Origin of the sequence: Jejudonia soesokkakensis (assembly GCF_042664795.1) — a bacterium.
In the GTDB taxonomy this organism is placed as follows: Bacteria; Bacteroidota; Bacteroidia; order Flavobacteriales; family Flavobacteriaceae; genus Jejudonia; species Jejudonia soesokkakensis.
Window position 1 is genome coordinate 194315 of record NZ_JBHTBN010000006.1, and the last position, 18580, is coordinate 212894.

The window sequence follows — 18580 nt, forward strand, 5'->3', positions numbered from 1 at the left end:
TTTTTTTAATAAGTGTAGTACCCAAAGATACCCAAAATAGAAAATGTGGTTAGTCTATTGGGTGTTCTTTAACATTCTCATCCAGTAATTCTTCTTCGGCTAAAAAATCGGCAATTTCTTCTGGTTTGATCACAGAAACTCCTTTTTGAAGTAGCATACTATTGGGGTAAGCGATAATATCTCCCTTTTGAGTACGCAGTATTATTTGAAATGCTTTGATGTCTTCAATAATTCCTTCATAATCAAATTCTTTGTCGTGTATCGTAATATAGTCTCCAATTTTATAGGGAAACGTAAAAAACATAATTACACCGCTTGTAATATTACTCAAGATGGACCATTGTGCAAAAAAACCAACACCGATTACCGCAAAAACCGAAGACAAAACCCATCCAAGATCTTTAAATTCTACTCCCCAGATTAGGATTAATAAAAGTATGACCATAAAAATGGTAGCAAACTCTATATATTTAATAATAAGCCCTGTTCTATGTTCCACTTTTTCAGATTTTCGTGCAAAACGTCGTACGAGCTTGATACAGAACCACCTTAAAATAAGAATGATGATTACTGATGCTGCTGTTTGAATGATATGCAACAGGTTTGCTTCTAACATAGATTTAAAAAGAATTTTGTCTTTTTATTTTTTGATTATTTTTTTTGTCACTTTACCGAAGCTTCCTTCAAAATTCACAAAAAGAACTCCGTCCGCATACGCTTCCATAGAAATTTCTATGGTATTTTCTGAAGCTACATCCAAAGTGAAAGAATTTAGTTGTTGACCCAGTACATTTGTGATCGTTATGTTTATGGTTTTTGAAATTGACTTAAAAGAGAATAGAACCGTATCTGAAGTGGGATTAGGGTATGGTCCTACAATATTATTTTCGCTGCTATCATTAATTCCCAAGGTACGAACATCTATGGTCCAGTATCCTTCAGGAGCAACGATAGGCCTTGTTAGTGTTTTTCCAGAATTTGCGGTAGCTTCTATATAATATTCAATAGAAGTAGTAGAAGAGGGAATCGAGAAATCTGTCGTCCAATTGGAATCACTTTCCAAAGTCATTGACGTTTGACTAAAATCTGAAGTACCTTCTTCACGCCAATACATCGTGGCACTTGCAATACCAGAATTATGTTTAATCATCGCATCTACAGCTACGGTTGCTCCGCTATCTGCTTGTGCGATGGGTTGGTGCACAATCCATAGAGGGTCTGATACTCCAATCGTGTGCGTGATACAGTGGATGGCTCCAACGAGGCTAATCAAATTTTCGTCAGGATTGTCGACATCAATGCCCACGATATTATAACCAGGCATCATCTCTTCCCATTTCGCAATGGCAGGAGCATCTACTTCTGGTCTGTACAACGGAATTAAAATCGTTTTGTTAACAAAAATGGCATTGGCATAATTTCTATAAGAACCACCATTGTCTGGATAATTTCCACCTACGCTTGGAGGTGAAGGGATTCTTTTAATTTTATAAGGAGTTCCAAAAGGACTCTGAAAATTTTGTAAAATATAATCAATATTAGCTTCAATCTGAGGACCATCTGCAACACCTTGAGGATATTCGGCAACCAAAAGTGTTTCCTCATCCAGCAACTTCATGTGCATATCAATATGATTGATTACATCAAAGGGTAGAGGAGTCATTTTAATATAATTGTCAATTCCCATATAGGCTTGCATGATATCATCGATCTGTTCTTCGGTTTTGGCACTTACTCCATAAGGATTACCAGGTTCATTTTCTTCTAAAATTAATTCGCTGGCAAAAGCGTTTCCGAGGCCATCACTCATAAAATTTCCTCCCGTATTAACCAAGTCGTTAGTTCCAGAGTTTGTTATGTAAATTGGAATGCCCTCAAGATTTGAATGTGCCGAAGGAATTATATCATCATTGGGTCTAGGGCGGTTATAGATCCAATCTACTAAGGCTCGTTCCCCTACATCGTTAGTGTAAACTGTATTACCGCCATAGTCTCTTATCCATAATGTGTCCCAGTTTTCATCCATGAAAGTAACATTTGTTAGATCCACACCATTAGATGTTAAGTAAGAAGCTACCGAAGATTCATTTTGTGTAGTAATAATTACTTTGCATTCTTCTACCGCTGCAGCCACGATTTGTCGCAGTATATTCGGAAAGTTTGGTTCCCAGGTTACCACTAGAAATTCCACTTCTTCCCATTCTGCCATGGTGCGCACTTCTTCGGCAGGCGGATCTGTAAGAATACTTCTGTTAAATTGGTAATTAGAGAGATCCCTTTTTTCAGCATCAGTTGTGTAATGAGGAACTGGCTGCTGACCAAATCCAGCCATTGTGATGGTTAAGAGGCAGCTAATTAATAAGTGTGATTTGGTAACTATTTTCATTAATAGGAATTTAAAGTGTAAATATATTTATTTTAATTCCAAACTATCTCTAAGTGTTCTGTCTTTATTCTTATTCTGCTCCCAATACGCAGCCTCGATCCTACGCAAACGAACAGCACTTGTTTTTAAACTTGTACTATCCAAACTTTGAGATGCGTTTGTTTCTTCCCACTTTTCGATTTCAAATGGAAATGTACTATTAAAGTAAATGATTAGGCTTCGTTGTATTTCTGGATATTCAATACTGTAGCTGGTCAGGGAGTCCCGTTGCTGAAGCTTAGCATATCCTTTATAAGCCATGGCTTCTTTATGACGTAACCTTAAAAACTCGAAAGATGGTATCATAGAAACATCTCCAGTAGGCAATTCCTCAGGATTAATTCGAATACGATTCCACAATTCGTCTTCCAACCAAGTTTTCTCCAAAGTAGTTTCAAAATCACCTTCAGATGCAAAATACGAATGACCCGTTAGCTCAAATTCACTTCGACTATTTAGTTGAAGATACGTTTGGCCGCACCATTCCTGAACCGAATTTGTCACTTTAAGCGCATGTTCTTCAGTAGGTATAGGGCTGAAAGTACTTGTCATAATTGAATACGGATAGATACCCGTTACAAATTTTTTCACTGCATTTAGTTTTAATACTGGAATATTCTCTTCTGAAGCTTGGTCTGCTTTTACCTGTGCTTTGGGGATAAAATCTTCGGTAACAAAAATAGTTACAGCGGTACCTTCACGCAATTCTCCATATCGTTCCTGAGTTAACTGATAGGAAGTTATTTCGGCAGTACCATCATACCAATAATCCTTAAATTGTTTAGAAAGACTACGTTGCTTTTGATTGCTTGAAGAGCCTTCCGGATTGCTAGACGGAATTAAGTTTTTTTCTGAAGTATCACAACTCATCAAAAATAAAAAGGCGAGAAAAAGCGTAGCGACTGTAGTTTCAGTTCTCATGTTCTTAATGATTTTCAGTAAAATTACAATATTATCAGGTATCGGCAATTTCCAGCAGCGTTTTATATACTAATCTCGTAGGCAATCCCATTACATTAAAATAGCAACCCTCCAACTTTTCAATACCAATGTACCCAATCCAATCCTGAATACCATAGCTTCCTGCTTTATCAAAAGGGGTATACTGGTCAAGATAGTATTCAATTTCTTGTATAGAAAGTTCTTTAAACCATACCTTCGTTGTGTCATGTATTGTTTTCTGAAAGTTTTTTGAAGTAAAACAAACCGAAGTAAATACTTCATGCATCGAACCACTTAAATTCTGCAACATCGCGATGGCATCTTCCCGATCTTTGGGTTTACCTATAGCTTTTTCATCTTTCCAAACAATAGTATCACTGGTCACCAAAATGTCATTTTCTTTTAACCCTGTAAATACCGAAGCTTTTAACTGCGCCAAATAGTCTGTGATTTCTGTTCTTGTTAAATGTTCTGGAAAAACTTCTTCTACCTCTTTTACGTGTACAGTAAAATCAAGGTTGAGCTCTTTAAAAAAATGATGGCGTCTTGGAGAGCCAGAAGCGAGAATAACAGTATGATTTTGTAACCTTTCTTTAAGCATAGTTTGTAAGTAAAAACTTCTGAAAGTAAATTGAAATCACTCCCAATAACATAATAATTTTTAAAAGTAATGATAAGAATGTATAGTCATTATGATGCTCTGCACTCCAGGCTTTGATCACAAAAAACAGAAGGGGTGCTACAAGAGCGAATAAAAAATAGAGCACGACAACCTGTGAGGTATACAAGTAAAGGTACATATATACAAGAATACCAGCGATAGCTACAATTCCTAAAATAAAAACTGCTGTGATGGTCCTTTTTCTGCCAATAGCAATAGCGAGTGTATTTCGATTGCCCTTTCGGTCTCCATTGATATCCTGGAGATCTTTGACAATTTCACGGATAAAATTTATATAAAAAGCAAATAGTGCGTAGTGGAGGATGATTTGTGTGCCATGCAACTGACTTTCAGAAGGAGCCAAAATAATAGCGGGAAATATATCAAATAAAATGACAATCAATAAACTTAGCGCAACGAGGAAAGAAATGATGATATTTCCAAGTAATAATTTTGATTTTAATTGAGAGGCATACATGTAAAGCAGGCCAGCGACTCCAATAAAAATAGCAGCTAATCCAGGTTTTCCAACCGAGTTTGCCACATAAAAGCCGGCGATCACTCCAAGAAATGTTAGAAAGATGTAATATACATTTGCGGCTTTTTCAGATATAAACTTTCCTATAATCACTTTTTTTGGCTTGTTGATGATGTCAATTTCCACATCATACAAATCATTGATCACATTACCTCCTGCAGCAATCAATACCGTTGCAAGAATCAACACTGAAAAATTAAAAGCGGAGAGCGCTGTTTCAATATTCAGGAACTCAAATAAACCAAATTTTACTATCAGCATCATACATGCAATTAGTACTAAGTTGATAGGTCGTAGTAATTTTAGGTAGTTCAGCATTTAATCATAAGTTGCACTGGCAGCAGAAGAAATCCAATTTCCCTGTACTTTTAACACCTGCTCGATCACATCTCGCACGCAGCCTTTCCCCCCTTTTTTATGGGATACATAAGAGCTTACCGCTTTTATTTCGGGAACGGCATCTTGTGGAGCAGATGGAAGACCAACGAGTTGCATTACGTCCAGATCTGGGATGTCATCACCCATATACAACACATTTTCAAGTTTTAGGTCTTTTTGTTGGCAGTATGCATGTAACGTTTCCGTTTTTTTATGAGCACCCAAATGGATGTCTTTAATTCCGAGCCCAGAGAGCCTTATGCGCACTCCTTCATTACTCCCTCCAGAAATAATACAAACGTTGTACCCTTTATCTACAGCAGTTTTAAGTGCAAATCCGTCTTTAGTGTGCATTGTTCGATACATTTCACCTTCGGTAGTAATGCTAATGGTACCGTCTGTAAGCACGCCGTCTACATCAAAAACAAATGTCGTTATATGTTGTAAGTATTCTTTATAGCTTTTCATTAGCGATAGCTTGTGTTAGGGTTTTGTAAAGTTGTTGATAAGGCGTTTCTTCCAGCAAATGTAAATGTTTTTCGATAGTTTTAGTATCATTTCGTTTTGCAGGACCTGTTTGTGCTTCTGAAGGTGATAACGTTTCAATTTTAGTGGCAGTTTCTAAAATGAGCGGTTTTAATAAATTAAAATCAATATTCTTTTTTCTTAGTAGTGTTTCTGAAACACCGTACAAATGATTTACAAAATTGTTAACGAATACTGCCGAAAGATGTAAAGTGGCGCGTTCTTTAGAAGATATAGCTACAATAGTCTTAGCAATTGAATTTCCTAAACGCTTTAGCAGTTCTAAATCTGTGGGAGCTTCGGCTTCCAGACAAAGAGGAATCGTTTTAAAATCGACATCTTTACTTTTTGAAAAGGTTTGTAAAGGCCAGAGTACTCCTCTTCGGTTGTTTTCTGAAAGTTCCGTTATCGATACTCCGCCTGAAGTATGGATCACCAGCTTATTTTTAACAGGAATTGCTTCAGAAAAAGAGGCAATTGCATTATCCGGAATACCAATAATATAGACATCGGCTTCTTTTAATTCTGAAAGGGTTGTCGTGGTAGGAATGTCTTTCAGAAAAGAAACAGAATCCATTTTTGACCGATTGTAAACCTGAATTACTGCAACATCTTTAGCGCCGACAAAAGCCTTGCAAAGGTGGTAGTTTACATTTCCGAAGCCTAAAAAACAAACACGAATCATTCTGCTAAAATACACATTGCGTATGGGATTTCATAAGAAACAAAAACCAAAATAATAAGTATGATTTTAAAGCGATTGGGATACAATAATTAACAGTTGTTTTGCGTATTTTTGCACCAAAATTTGAACTCATGCAAAAGAAGCTTGCCGACATTCTCTTTTCTACCCGATTAACTGCCGTTTTATTTATTGTTTTTGCTGTTGCCATGGGCATTGGTACGTTTATGGATGCCTCTTCAGAAACATCACCTACCCCTTATTCCAGAGAGCTTATTTACAATGCCTGGTGGTTTGAAGCAATTATGGGCATGTTTGTGATCAATTTTGTAGGGAATATTTTCAGATTTAGATTGTACAAAAAAGAAAAGTGGGCAACATTAACATTGCACCTTTCTTTTATACTTATTTTGGTGGGTGCTTTTGTCACAAGATATATTGGGTATGAAGGGGTATTGCATATTAGAGAAGGAGCTACTGAAAATACCATGCTTTCTGAACATGCCTATCTTACAGTTTTTATAGATGGAGATTATAAAGTGGATGGGGTAGCTATGCGCAGAAATTTAAAACCGAAGCGTCTAAGACTTTCTGAAAGATTGGATAATAGTTTCACCATTGATACCGATTATAACAATCAGCCAGTTACGATTTCATATAAGAATTTTATAAAAAATGCCAAAGAAGGCTTGATTGAAAACGATGCAGGCGAGCAGTATTTAAAGATCGTGGAAGCTGGAGAGGGAGACCGTCACGATCATTTATTGAAAGTAGGGGAGGTAGCCAATATTCACAATGTGTTATTTGCATTAAATAAACCTACCGAAGGTGCTATTAATATTACCTATAATCAAGAAGAAAACACGTACGATATTTCCACTCCTTTTGAAGGAACTTTTATGCGAATGGCAGACCAGTTTGAAGGTGGAGTAGTAAAAGACAGTGTTCAACCCTTAATGCTGCGATCGTTATACCAAATGGCGGGCATGGCCTTTGTGATTCCAGACCCTGTAGTGTACGGTGCGCAAGGCATTATTAAAGGAGATGCTGCCGAAAAGACCAATCAGGATGCCCTTGTAGTCAATATCACTTCTAATGGAGAAACCAAATCGGTTGAACTATTGGGAGGAAAAGGCTCTTTGCCAGATCCCAAACTTACCGAAATTGGAGGGTTAAAAGTTTACGCAACCTATGGTTCTCAACCTATCGAACTTCCCTTTAGCATTACTTTAAATGATTTTATTGCTGAAAAATATCCAGGTACAGAGCGTGGGTTTAAATCATTTAAGAGTAAGGTAACTGTGGTAGACGGCGATAAGTTGGACGATGAAGAGATTTTTATGAATAATGTTTTAGACAGAGATGGATACCGATTTTTTCAGTCAGGTTTCGATCCTGATGAAAAAGGGACGATACTGGCGGTAAATCATGATTTCTGGGGGACTTGGATTACATATATAGGATATTTCTTATTGTATTTTGGATTGATGGCTATATTATTTGATCGTCATACGAGATTCGCCTCTCTCAAAAAAATGCTCGATAAGATTAAGAAAAAGAAAGCGCAACTAACTTTATTGATAACGATACTGATTTCATTTTCAGGTTTTGCTCAGGACGCTCATGAAGAACACACTAATATTCCGCAGCAACATTCAAAAGCAACAAAAGCTCAGTTAGACTCTTTAATCATAGCGAATGCAGTAAGTAAAGAACATGCGGCAAAATTTGGGAAACTGGTAATTCAGGATGATGGGAGGATGAAGCCTGTAAACACGTTTGCTTCGGAATTGCTTCGGAAAATTAGCAGAAAGAACAGTTATGAAGGATTAGATGCCAATCAAGTATTTATTTCAATGACCGAGTTTCCAAGATTTTGGGTAGAAACTCCGATTATTGCTGTAAAGTGGCAAAACGATAGTTTACGGAATATTTTGGGAGTTGAAAAAGATGCCAGCAGAATTGCCATGTTAGACCTTTTTGACGAGCGCGGTAATAATAAGCTGGAACCATATTTGGAGGAAGCAACCAATACCAATACGCCTACTCAAATCCAGAAAGACATCGTAAAGACCTATGAAAATGTGTATTTGTTGAATCAGGCATTAACAGGGGGTATTTTAAAGATCTTTCCGTTACCAAATAATGATAATAATAAATGGGTTTCCTATCCAGAATTAAATGAAGCAAATTTTACGGGAATGGACTCGACGGTAACTAGGACCATTTTACCAGTATATTTTCAGACTGTAAATGAAGCTCGACAAACTGGAGATTATACACAGGCAGAGGATATTTTAAATGGAATCACCAACTTTCAGAAAAAATATGGAAGTGAAGTGTTGCCTTCAGAAAATAAGGTGAACGCAGAGATTCTTTATAATAAAGTAGATATTTTTAATAAACTCTACCGGTATTTTGCAATGATTGGAATCTTAATGTTTGTATTTATTATCATTCAAATATTTAAGGAAGGTAAAGTGGTTAATACATTGGTCACTATTTGTAAGTATATAATCTGGGTATTTTTTGGTTTAATGACCCTTGGGTTGGCATTGCGATGGTACGTAAGTGGTCATGCGCCTTGGAGTGATGCGTATGAGTCGATTATTTATGTCGCCTGGGCAACAGTTTTCTTTGGGTTGGCTTTTGGAAGAAAAAGTAATTTAACGATCGCCTCAACCGCTTTTGTTGCTGCAATTATTCTTTGGGTTGCTAACCAGAACTGGTTAGACCCTTCTATTGCTAATTTACAGCCAGTTTTAGATAGTTATTGGCTTATGATACACGTTGCTGTAATAGTCGCAAGTTATGGTCCGTTTACCTTGGGGATGATTTTAGGGGCAACATCATTATTACTCATGCTTTTAACTACTAAGAGCAATTACAAAAAAATGGATCTGAACATTAAGGAAATTACTGTCATTATAGAAATGGCACTTACCGTAGGTCTTGTCATGCTTACCATTGGAAACTTTTTAGGAGGCCAATGGGCGAACGAGAGTTGGGGACGATATTGGGGATGGGACCCTAAAGAAACGTGGGCGCTGATTAGCATTATGGTATATGCATTTGTGATTCATATGCGACTTGTTCCAGGACTAAGAGGCAAATGGATTTTTAATGTCATGGCAATTGCTGCTTATGCGTCGATCATGATGACTTATTTTGGAGTGAACTTTTATTTAACAGGATTACATTCGTATGCCAGTGGAGATGTACCGGTAACTCCTTCATTCGTATATTACTTATTGGTTTTCTTTGCCGTGTTAGCTACCCTAGCATTTTTTAGGTATCGAAAGTTTTATGTAAAGAAAAGTTGAAGTGAGGACTTGGTATAGAACCGAAGTAAACGCTAAAAAGCTCCAATTTCTATTTTGAAATTGAAGCTTTTTAGGATCAATTTTATATTACTTACAGCTAGTTATAAATATAATCCGGCTGATCTTCTAGCATTCTGTGGTCTTCCTGAATTTGTTCCCCTACTTCCAGTTTCTGGTAGAGTTCTTTCGTAAGTTCTTCCACATCAGTTTCAGTCATCTTAAGTTTACGGGCAATTTTAGCGTTAGGTTTTCCTTCAGAAATATACTGAAGCAACTTAATTTCCAGCCCATCAAGATCATAATGCATAATCAGGTTTTCTAAATACACGTCTTCCATGAGACGCTCGACATTCTTACGATTCATAATTTCTTGTCTTTTCATAAATATTCTCATTTCGGTTAGACGTAATTCATTTTCTTCTTTAATTTCTTTCATTCGATACATAATGGCATAGGTTAAGAGTAGCATTTGGATAAATCCGGCTACTTTTAAATGTAGTATTTCCGTACTTAGGAAAGATATTCCGAAGCGTTGCAATACAAAAAAATCGAATAGAAACAGTAACGGAATAGCACTGGCAATAACATAGAATTTAGCATAATTCTTTTTGCTGAAAAGTTTGACACCCATCACAAAATAGGTCCCAATTACTCCAAAGGAAACAGTATTTGCAAGTGCCACAAGCAGCGTATCTTCGGTTATGGTTGCTAACAATAAGGTCATGCTTGAAATGCCTAGCATTCCCACCATGACCAGCCTTAATTTTGGGAGCATTTCGCAAAGTCTTAAGTAGTGAGAGCTAAATAAAAAGGTAGCCCCGGCGACTAATGTTAATAAAGCTGAAAGTACATAGGTAGTTTCAATAGTATTCTCTAAAAATAAAGATTGAAACAAGCCATCACCCACAAAAAACAGTATTGAAAATGAAGCGATAGCTAGTGAGAAATGTAGAAATAGTTTTTCATTAAATAATATAAAGCACACCAGATTTAATAATGCAATCATTACTGAAAATCCATAGAACATTCCTTGCAAAAATGAAGTTCTTTGTAAAAAGGAAGCTTCATGTGTTGCATAATTCGCTGAAAAACTTTCCATAGTTCCAGAAAAAGAAGACGTTTGTTTGTAAGAAAATTCTTTAACAACATTTTTTTGAGAACTTTCAGACGCATCCAAAGAACTTTGGTTACTCGCATCAAAAGGCTTCTCTTTTTTTGAATTTACTATAAGAGTTCTGAGGACTAACTCAGGTGTGTCTGAAGTTGAAGTTGCCTTTATTTTAGCTACTTCGGCAGTGTTTTTAAAACTGTAGTTTTTTGAGTAGCCGTACAGACTAGTCAAGAATAAAGTTAAAAAAAGACACAATGCTAGGGGCAAAGATTGTGTTTTCATAAGTATCTTTCATTATATTTGGGAAGACCAATATACATAAAAATTACACTTAATCTAATTTATTTGCACTTAAACGATAAATTTAACATTTAAAAAAACCATCTGTGAACAGATGGTTTTTTAATAATTCAATCATTTAGTATGGTTATCTTCCTACCATATCTTCAGGTTTTACCCATGCATCAAACTCTTCAGCCGTAAGGTATCCTAAGTTAACAGCTTCTTCCCGTAAGGTAGTACCATTTTCGTGGGCTGTATTGGCAATTTCTGCTGCTTTGTAGTATCCTATTTTTGTATTTAAGGCAGTGACCAGCATTAATGAATTGTTGACAAGTTTTTTGATCACTTCGGTATTAGGTTGGATTCCTTCGGCACAGTGTTCCTCAAAAGAGACACACGCATCGCCAAGTAATTCTGCAGATTCTAAAAAGTTGGCAGCCATTACTGGTTTAAATACATTAAGTTCAAAATGTCCTTGCATTCCTCCCACTGCAATGGCCATATCATTCCCAATCACTTGTGCGCAAACCATAGTAAGTGCTTCACATTGTGTAGGGTTTACTTTTCCGGGCATAATAGAAGAACCAGGTTCATTAGCTGGAATTGTAATTTCTCCAATTCCACTACGGGGGCCACTGGCAAGCATTCTAATATCATGAGCAATTTTGTTTAATGAAACAGCCAACTGTTTTAAGGCACCGTGTGATTCGACGATTGCATCATGGGCAGCTAAAGCTTCAAATTTGTTATGTGCCGTAATAAAAGGTAGTCCTGTAAATTGTGCAATATAATCTGCCACTTTTGGGGCATACCCCTTTGGAGTATTAATTCCGGTTCCTACAGCAGTTCCTCCCAAAGCGATTTCGGCAAGGTGCGGCAGGGTGTTTTTCAAGGCTGCAAGTCCGTGCTCCAGCTGTGAGGCATACCCACTAAATTCCTGCCCTAATGTTAAAGGAGTAGCATCCATTAAATGGGTACGTCCTATTTTTACTACTTTATCAAATGCTTTCGCCTTTGCATCAAGAGTTTTATGTAGTTGTTCAACTCCAGGGATCGTAACTTCCACTAATTTTTTATAGGCTGCAATATGCATTCCTGTGGGAAAAGTATCATTAGACGATTGTGATTTGTTTACATCGTCATTTGGTTGCAATGTTTTGTCACCTTCACCAATTTTCTTACCAGCAAGTTGGTGTGCGCGGTTGGCAATTACTTCATTCACATTCATATTGCTTTGTGTACCACTTCCAGTTTGCCAGATAACCAGCGGAAACTCTGTATCGTGTTTTCCTGCAATAATTTCGTCACAAACTTTTCCTATAAGATCTCTTTTTTCTTCAGAAAGAACACCTAACTCACAATTGGTGTACGCTGCAGCTTTTTTAAGATAAGCAAACCCGTATACGATCTCAAGGGGCATACTTGCAGGCTTCCCAATTTTAAAATTATTCCTTGAACGTTCTGTTTGTGCTCCCCAGAGTTTATTGGCAGGTACTTTTACCTCGCCCATGGTATCTTTTTCTATTCTGAAATCCATTATGAGTATCTAATTAATTAACCCTACAAAAATAAATCTTTCTTACCGAAGCACGAAAAATGAAGCACACTGTTTATTAGTTTGTGAATAAGTTGACGTATTTTTTGATTTGAAGTTTCTTTTCTGAAAAAATCATTTTATCTTTGTCGTCATTAAACACGCTATATTATGTTTGAATTTGATCAGTATCTAGGATTTTTGGCATTTTTAACCATTCTAACCATTGGTTTCTGGTTAATGATATTCTTAATATCATTCATCCCATACTGGATAGGTGGTGCATTATATGAAAACTGGAAATTAAAGCGTGAAGCCAAAAAGGCCGAAAAAGAAGCAAATTAATACGATACCTTATTATAACTATAAATAAAAAGGAAGCTACGCAGCTTCCTTTTTATTTTTCTATTCTGTTCTCATCGAATGCCGAAGGCAATAGCTTTGGGATAAATTTTACTAATAAGGGTAATAACACAGTACCTCCTGGCAAAAGGAAAATAGTTAAAGAAGGGATTGTTTTACAAATATCAAGGAGTTGCTCTTTTACTTTTTTCTTTTCTTCTTCGCTAAGATCTTGTACAGTAGATAATGATAGTAGCTTAACAAGCTCACCACTTTCTAGTAACTCTTGTATTAATCGATTCTTATTCCGTAAAATTAATAGCTTCACAGTGGCAACAGATTGCTTGTAAAAGCGTTTTACAGGATTGGTATGAGTAAAAAGTTTTATTTTTTTTGCAGAAGCTTCAGTAAAGGTTTTTATATCCAGTATGGCTTCATACAAGGAAGTTTCTGGTAAGGAGAGCTCTTGGGTTAAGTTTTGTAAATACTCAAATTCCTGAATATCCATTTCATAATCGTCCCAAACCGCAATACAACAAAGGTCTAGTAAATAATTCTTTTCTTCAGTTGATTTTTCTGAAAGATTTTCCGAAGAAAAAACATTTGACATTATTGTTAAATTTTCTGAGGCATATTCTGTAGAGGCCTCAAACAATTCAATTAATAATAGGTCATATTTCTTTTTCTTTTCTTTGGCTTTAAGTGCTTTAAAACAAAGATGGATAGCTACACTTTCAAAATTTGATACATATTCCTTAATGCCTTGAGGGGTTTCTAACCATTTGGAAAAAGCCAATACGTCTACAAATAAAAATGCGTAGGTAAGTAGTGCGCTATTATTTGCTTTTAAAATACCATTGCTTTCCTGCAATCGTGCAGCAATTATTTTTTCTAGATTCTGACTCTCAGATTTTGAGAAACTTAATTTAGAAAAGAAACCCTTTTTATCACGGTCAAGAGATTTATAGAATTCGTATATTTTTCGTAATGCTTGAGTTGAACTTTCTGTTGGATTATGCGAGTAGTATATATATAGAAGTGAATGTAGTAAATTTATCTTGGTTATTTCTTCTTTGGTAAGTTGTAATGAATTCTTAGATAGTTCACTAAGAGTCTCGGTTGTGTTTCCATAAATAAAACCTGTCTTTTTTAATTTTAAATAGAATACAGATGCAGGAAGATTGGCTTCTTCAATAATAACCTTGTCAAGTAAATTTAAAAACTTTGGTATCCAGCCTGCTGCAGAGGGGTTCATATAATTAACGTTATTTAACGAGTTGCAAAGGTAATTAACAATAGCTTACCATGTGCATAATTTACATTAACATAAGATTAACGCACCTCACAAAACCAACAATGTACATTTGAACGTAAATAATACCGAACAATTAAATAAACATAAAAAATCAATTATGAAAAAAACAAAAATTTTTGCCGCTATAATAGGTGGATTGGGAGTAGCAGTACTTTCATTTTTCTTGGTGGCAGCCGATCACATTGACTCGCCTTCAGTTGCGGGTACGACTACAGATATTGCAGATCTGTATGCTTTTCAGGGAACTAACCCAAATAACACTGTATTAATAGCCACTTTACAAGGGCCTTTAATGCCAGGAGATCAAACAAACAATGCTCAATTTGACGAAAATGTTATGATTGAGTTTAACATTGATAGGACTGGAGATTTTGTTGAAGATTTAGTGATACAAGCAGTACGAAGAGGAGACTCAATGTACTTTTGGGGACCTACACCTCCATTACAAACTGGATTGTCTAGTGAAGTTGCAGTGGATACTCCAAGATCAAGTGTAGCAATTTCAGGCAGCACAGTACAAACTAGTACAAATAGTGATACTGGAATTAGTTATTTTGCAGGACCACGTAGAGATGCTTTCTTTTTTGACTTTAACAGATTTAATGCTATTGTATCAGGAAGTGTTGCGCCAGAGGGATTTTTACCTCCTTCACAAGCAAGTGACTTTTTTGAAAACTTAAATGTCTTAGCAATTGTAGTAGAAGTTCCAAATGCCCTGTTGGGTGAAGCACCACCTCACGTAGCTGCTGCTGTTGGAATTGATGGTTTGCCAAATTCGTATAATGTTTGGGTATCAGCTAAAAGAAGACAATAATAGAAACTAACTAGATAAAATATAAAAAAATGAAAACATATAAATTAAAATTAGTATTTGTCGCTATCTGTGCCTCACTATTCTTTGTGGCTTGTGACGACGATGACAACGGAAATGTAATTATTTTGGAAACCTGCGATGATGGTATCCAAAACGGAGATGAACAAGGAGTTGACTGTGGAGGTTCAGCATGTGCACCCTGTGGAGAAATGTTAGATTTCTCTGGAACATACACACAGGAAGATCATATGGGTCGTCCAGGAATCAATACCGTATTTAGTGGTAGTGATGAAGTGAAAAACAACTTTAATGTAAGTGTAACTAGTGATAGAGCTTCTTTTCAACCAACATTTCAGGCTACTTTAGAATTCTATCATGATGTGTATGCAGATGCATTAATGATTCCTAGAGAGGATTTAGATTATGAAGCTAACATTTTAGGTCTTGATGCAGCTACTTTTACAACAGTATTAGCTCAATTTGATGCATTACAAGTAGCTCAGAATGGAGCAACAGTATATTTTGATCCTAATACAGGTTTAGCCTTAACAGGAAGAAGATTACAAGACGATGTAATTGACGTATCTCTTACACTTATGTTTGGTGGAATGAGTGGAACTCGTTTTGACGGAAACAACGGAACACCACAATTAACAAGTGATGGTGTTGGATCTGGAGATCGTGACTTTACATTGCCCTTCCCTTATTTGGAGACTCCAAATTAATAGGATGATTTAATAAAATTAAAGAAAAGGGCAAGCGATTGCTCTTTTCTTGGTTTAAATAACTATATAAAAACGTAACATGAAAAAAATATTCTTATTAACTATTATCATTGGTTTATTTTCAAGTTGCTCTGAAAAAAATGAGAAATTTGCAATGAATGCAACCGATTATGATGCCTATTTATCAGAAAATTCTCAAAGCCTGAAATCAGCTACTGAAGCGAAAGAGTTTTGGTCAAAAAGACTTGATGCTGATACTACCGGAGTAGGAGATATTGCTCCCTTAGCAAGTGCTTACACATCTCTTTTTTCTACTACTGGTACTATTGAAAATTTAAAAATTGCTGAAGGGCTCACTAAAAAAGGGTTACAGATTTCAGCTAATAATAAAGACGGATTTGCCAGAGCTTTGGCATTAAATTATATTTCACAACATCGGTTTAAAGAAGCAAAGCAAGTGCTAGAAGAGAGTTATGCAAATGTTTCTCTTAAACGAGATACTGAATTGATGCTTTTTGACGTAAGTATGGAATTAGGAGAATATGAAGCTGCTAAGAATTATTTGGATAAAGTAAAGAAGCCTGGGGATTATAACTATTTAATCCGTTTATCAAAATGGAGTGATTACAGAGGTGATTTAGATGCTGCGATAAAATATATGGAAGAAGCAAAAGACATAGCAGTGGCCAGTGGAAATAATGCTTTAAAAATATGGACTTATAGTAATTTAGGGGATTATTACGGACATGCAGGACGCATTAAGGATTCTTATACACAATATCTAAAAACATTAGCATTGCAGCCTGATAACTATTATGTAAAAAAACAATTAGCTTGGATGGCCTATGCCTGGGAGAATAATTCTAAAGAAGCCAACCGAATATTAGACTCAATTTCTGCCCATCATAAAATTCCAGATTATTATCTTCTGAAAGCAGAAATAGCTGCATTTAACGACAATCCTTCCGAAGCAAAAAAATATACAGATCAATTTACTGAAGCTGTCGAAAATCAACCAGATTATGGCGCTATGTATAATGCTTATTTAATTGAAATCTATGCTGAAGATAAACCTGAAAAAGCATTGGCTTTGGCTGAAAATGAGATTTCTAATAGAGCCACTCCAGAAACGTATCATTTATTAGCATATGCTCAGTTAAAAGCGGGTCATAAAGAAAAGGCTTTACAAACAATTGAAACACATGTAGAGGGGAAAACATACGAACCTATGGCACAATTTCACAGTGCCTTGGTATATAAGGCCAATGGTAAAACTGAAGAAGCACATAGGTTAAAAGAAGAATTATTGAGTGCTGGCTATGAATTAGGACCTGTTATCATAAAAGATGTTAAAACTCTATAAAAGTAAAAACCATAGGAGTCACTATTTCGTAAATAGTATTGAAAGGTTGGTTATCTATCATTAAGATAGGTATTCAAAAATCGGTCAAACCGATTTTTTCAGAGTTTTTTTGTTAGTTGACGCCCGGTGAGGACCGGGCGTTTTTTTATGCTATTTATTTTAGGGCAATTAAAAAGCCACGATACAATCGTGGCTTTTTAATATATATTATATTCATTTCTTCTTATTGTCCAGTAACGCCTCCTAAGATATATAATTGACTTAAGGTAGGTGTTTTGCTACCGCCTTCAGGTTCTAAAGTAATTCCAATGGCTTCAGGATTTGGGAAATTTTTAAATTCGTAGATATCATTCCCAATCAACTCTGCATCGCTAAGTAAACCCATACTTGTTGGTGTAAGCGGCTCTACAATTAGAGACCAAACCTGATATACTTTTCCTCTAGGAGCTTTAGGAAGCCCTTTCGCATCGATGTAGGCAACGTTGGCATCATTATTTAGATACGCTTTTGCATAGGCTTCAGGAGCTACTGCCTGATTTCCAGGTAAGGTATAGGATTTTAACTCTTTCGTTCTAAGAACCTCAAGTACCTGATTCGTTTCAGCTAGCTGAGAATTAGTTGATTCTATCTGCTGTTGAAGTATTTCATTTTCAGCTTCAGTATTAACAATTGAATCCTGTAAATCGTTATTTTGAGTTAACATCCAGAAAATTCCAGCTATAGCAAGTATTGCCGCTGCCCATCCTGTAATTGCTGCCCAATTTGTAGTTTTATAATCTGTTACCCCTATTTGTTTTACTTTAGATATACTAGCTAAAATATAAGACCATACCATGGCAGGAATAGGGGGAGCTACAGCTTCAGCAAGTGAAATTAAGGAATGTTCGATTCTTTCTACTTCCTGCTGCAGCTCATTAGATGTCTGTAATGCGGTTTCTACTTCCTCAATTTCATCCTGTGGCAGTGCTCCTGTAACATACAGTTCTAAGATTCCAGATTCTATGATTTCGTTTGTATTCATTCTTTCTTATCCAAGGACCATTGTCCTTAAACTATTTATGCAATTTCTATTCCGTGTTTTTAATGTTCCAAGTGGCATTTCTAATTCTTTAGCTGCATCAACTTGTGTGTATCCTTTAAAATAGAGATAATCAATAATTTTAATACAGACAGGTTTTAGAGCCTTTACAAATTTTTCAATACCAATAGCATTTACTTTCTTGTTTAAGCTATCACTTGACGACAATATATCTACGAAGTTTGTGGTAGAAAGGTTTTTTCTTTGGTTCTTAAATGCTTTAGAACGGGTATGATCGATGGCAGTATTTCTAGCGATATTTAATATCCATGTAAAAAAACGACCTTTATTGACATCATAGGATTTTGAATTATCCCAAATTTTTACAAAAACATCCTGAAGCACCTCCTGTGCCACATCATTGTCTAATACAATACTATATATAATACCGTGTATTGCTTCAGAATACATGGTGTATAAGGTTGAAAAAGAAGCTTCATTTCCTTGTTGCATATCAAGGATAAGCTCATTGGGCTGTCTCATGAGGTTTGTTTGTTACGGCTCTAAGTTACTAATATTTAAATCAGAAACAATAGTACTAA

The 18580-nt window shown here is 35.9% G+C and carries 17 protein-coding genes; 5 read left to right on the top strand and 12 right to left on the bottom strand.

Translation table 11 applies throughout. The features are described 5' to 3' along the window. Nucleotides 1-49: 49 nt before the first annotated feature. Genes ACFQO1_RS12110 through ACFQO1_RS12140 form a run of 7 tightly spaced genes read right to left on the bottom strand, consistent with a single transcriptional unit; the run spans nucleotide 50 to nucleotide 6154 of the window. Nucleotides 50-616 (bottom strand): mechanosensitive ion channel domain-containing protein, encoded by a 567-nt coding sequence (locus ACFQO1_RS12110; protein ID WP_380218406.1) that lies wholly within the window; start codon nucleotides 614-616, stop codon nucleotides 50-52. A 24-nt stretch (nucleotides 617-640) separates the two neighbouring features. After that, complete coding sequence (locus ACFQO1_RS12115; RefSeq protein WP_380218407.1) at nucleotides 641-2386, bottom strand: agmatine deiminase family protein; 1746 nt, start codon at nucleotides 2384-2386, stop codon at nucleotides 641-643. Nucleotides 2387-2413: 27 nt separating this feature from the next. Beyond that, nucleotides 2414-3346 carry a septum formation inhibitor Maf gene (locus ACFQO1_RS12120; RefSeq protein WP_380218408.1) on the bottom strand — a complete coding sequence of 311 codons (933 nt, stop codon included), beginning with the start codon at nucleotides 3344-3346 and terminating at the stop codon, nucleotides 2414-2416. A 34-nt stretch (nucleotides 3347-3380) separates the two neighbouring features. Then, entirely contained in the window at nucleotides 3381-3968 is a 588-nt protein-coding gene (locus ACFQO1_RS12125) for a Maf family nucleotide pyrophosphatase (RefSeq protein WP_380218409.1), read from the bottom strand. Further along, on the bottom strand, nucleotides 3961-4830 hold the full coding sequence (locus ACFQO1_RS12130) for a geranylgeranylglycerol-phosphate geranylgeranyltransferase (protein ID WP_380218410.1): 870 nt from the start codon (nucleotides 4828-4830) through the stop codon (nucleotides 3961-3963). The genes ACFQO1_RS12125 and ACFQO1_RS12130 overlap by 8 nt, the downstream gene beginning before the upstream one ends. 54 nt (nucleotides 4831-4884) lie before the next feature. Further along, on the bottom strand, nucleotides 4885-5412 hold the full coding sequence (locus ACFQO1_RS12135) for a KdsC family phosphatase (RefSeq protein WP_380218411.1): 528 nt from the start codon (nucleotides 5410-5412) through the stop codon (nucleotides 4885-4887). After that, nucleotides 5399-6154 carry a Rossmann-like and DUF2520 domain-containing protein gene (locus tag ACFQO1_RS12140; RefSeq protein ID WP_380218412.1) on the bottom strand — a complete coding sequence of 252 codons (756 nt, stop codon included), beginning with the start codon at nucleotides 6152-6154 and terminating at the stop codon, nucleotides 5399-5401. Before ACFQO1_RS12140 ends, ACFQO1_RS12135 begins: the two co-directional genes overlap by 14 nt. 131 nt (nucleotides 6155-6285) lie before the next feature. On the opposite strand from ACFQO1_RS12140, the gene ccsA reads away from it, so the two are divergent. Then, the gene (ccsA, locus tag ACFQO1_RS12145) at nucleotides 6286-9474 is read left to right on the top strand and encodes a cytochrome c biogenesis protein CcsA (RefSeq protein WP_380218413.1); all 3189 of its coding nucleotides are present in this window, start codon (nucleotides 6286-6288) and stop codon (nucleotides 9472-9474) included. A gap of 97 nt (nucleotides 9475-9571) precedes the next feature. Here the strand turns inward: ccsA and ACFQO1_RS12150 are convergent, their stop codons facing one another. Both ACFQO1_RS12150 and fumC read right to left on the bottom strand, forming a co-directional pair. Beyond that, a complete protein-coding gene (locus ACFQO1_RS12150; RefSeq protein ID WP_380218414.1) occupies nucleotides 9572-10867 on the bottom strand; it encodes a 7TM diverse intracellular signaling domain-containing protein in 1296 nt (431 codons plus the stop codon). A 145-nt stretch (nucleotides 10868-11012) separates the two neighbouring features. Then, entirely contained in the window at nucleotides 11013-12404 is a 1392-nt protein-coding gene (fumC, locus tag ACFQO1_RS12155) for a class II fumarate hydratase (protein WP_380218416.1), read from the bottom strand. Nucleotides 12405-12572: 168 nt separating this feature from the next. Between fumC and ACFQO1_RS12160 the strand changes: the two genes are divergently transcribed. Then, nucleotides 12573-12746 carry a hypothetical protein gene (locus ACFQO1_RS12160; RefSeq protein ID WP_380218417.1) on the top strand — a complete coding sequence of 58 codons (174 nt, stop codon included), beginning with the start codon at nucleotides 12573-12575 and terminating at the stop codon, nucleotides 12744-12746. A 52-nt stretch (nucleotides 12747-12798) separates the two neighbouring features. On the opposite strand, the gene ACFQO1_RS12165 is transcribed toward ACFQO1_RS12160, so the two are convergent. After that, the gene (locus tag ACFQO1_RS12165) at nucleotides 12799-13998 is read right to left on the bottom strand and encodes an LETM1-related biofilm-associated protein (protein WP_380218418.1); all 1200 of its coding nucleotides are present in this window, start codon (nucleotides 13996-13998) and stop codon (nucleotides 12799-12801) included. Between the two features lie 157 nt (nucleotides 13999-14155). Here ACFQO1_RS12165 and ACFQO1_RS12170 point away from each other — a divergent pair, with 157 nt between their 5' ends. From ACFQO1_RS12170 to ACFQO1_RS12180, 3 genes are all read left to right on the top strand, one after another. Beyond that, nucleotides 14156-14872 carry a DUF4331 family protein gene (locus tag ACFQO1_RS12170; RefSeq protein ID WP_380218419.1) on the top strand — a complete coding sequence of 239 codons (717 nt, stop codon included), beginning with the start codon at nucleotides 14156-14158 and terminating at the stop codon, nucleotides 14870-14872. A gap of 29 nt (nucleotides 14873-14901) precedes the next feature. Further along, nucleotides 14902-15597, top strand: a complete 696-nt coding sequence (locus tag ACFQO1_RS12175) for a DUF4331 family protein (protein ID WP_380218420.1) — start codon at nucleotides 14902-14904, stop codon at nucleotides 15595-15597. 79 nt (nucleotides 15598-15676) lie between these two features. Beyond that, nucleotides 15677-16960: a tetratricopeptide repeat protein gene (locus ACFQO1_RS12180; protein ID WP_380218421.1), complete on the top strand. Its 1284-nt coding sequence runs from the start codon at nucleotides 15677-15679 to the stop codon at nucleotides 16958-16960. Between the two features lie 223 nt (nucleotides 16961-17183). Here ACFQO1_RS12180 and ACFQO1_RS12185 read toward each other — a convergent pair whose 3' ends face one another. Continuing rightward, nucleotides 17184-17981, bottom strand: coding sequence for an anti-sigma factor (locus ACFQO1_RS12185; protein ID WP_380218422.1), 798 nt, complete (start codon nucleotides 17979-17981; stop codon nucleotides 17184-17186). A 6-nt stretch (nucleotides 17982-17987) separates the two neighbouring features. Next, nucleotides 17988-18521: an RNA polymerase sigma factor gene (locus tag ACFQO1_RS12190; RefSeq protein WP_380218423.1), complete on the bottom strand. Its 534-nt coding sequence runs from the start codon at nucleotides 18519-18521 to the stop codon at nucleotides 17988-17990. Nucleotides 18522-18580: the final 59 nt, after the last annotated feature.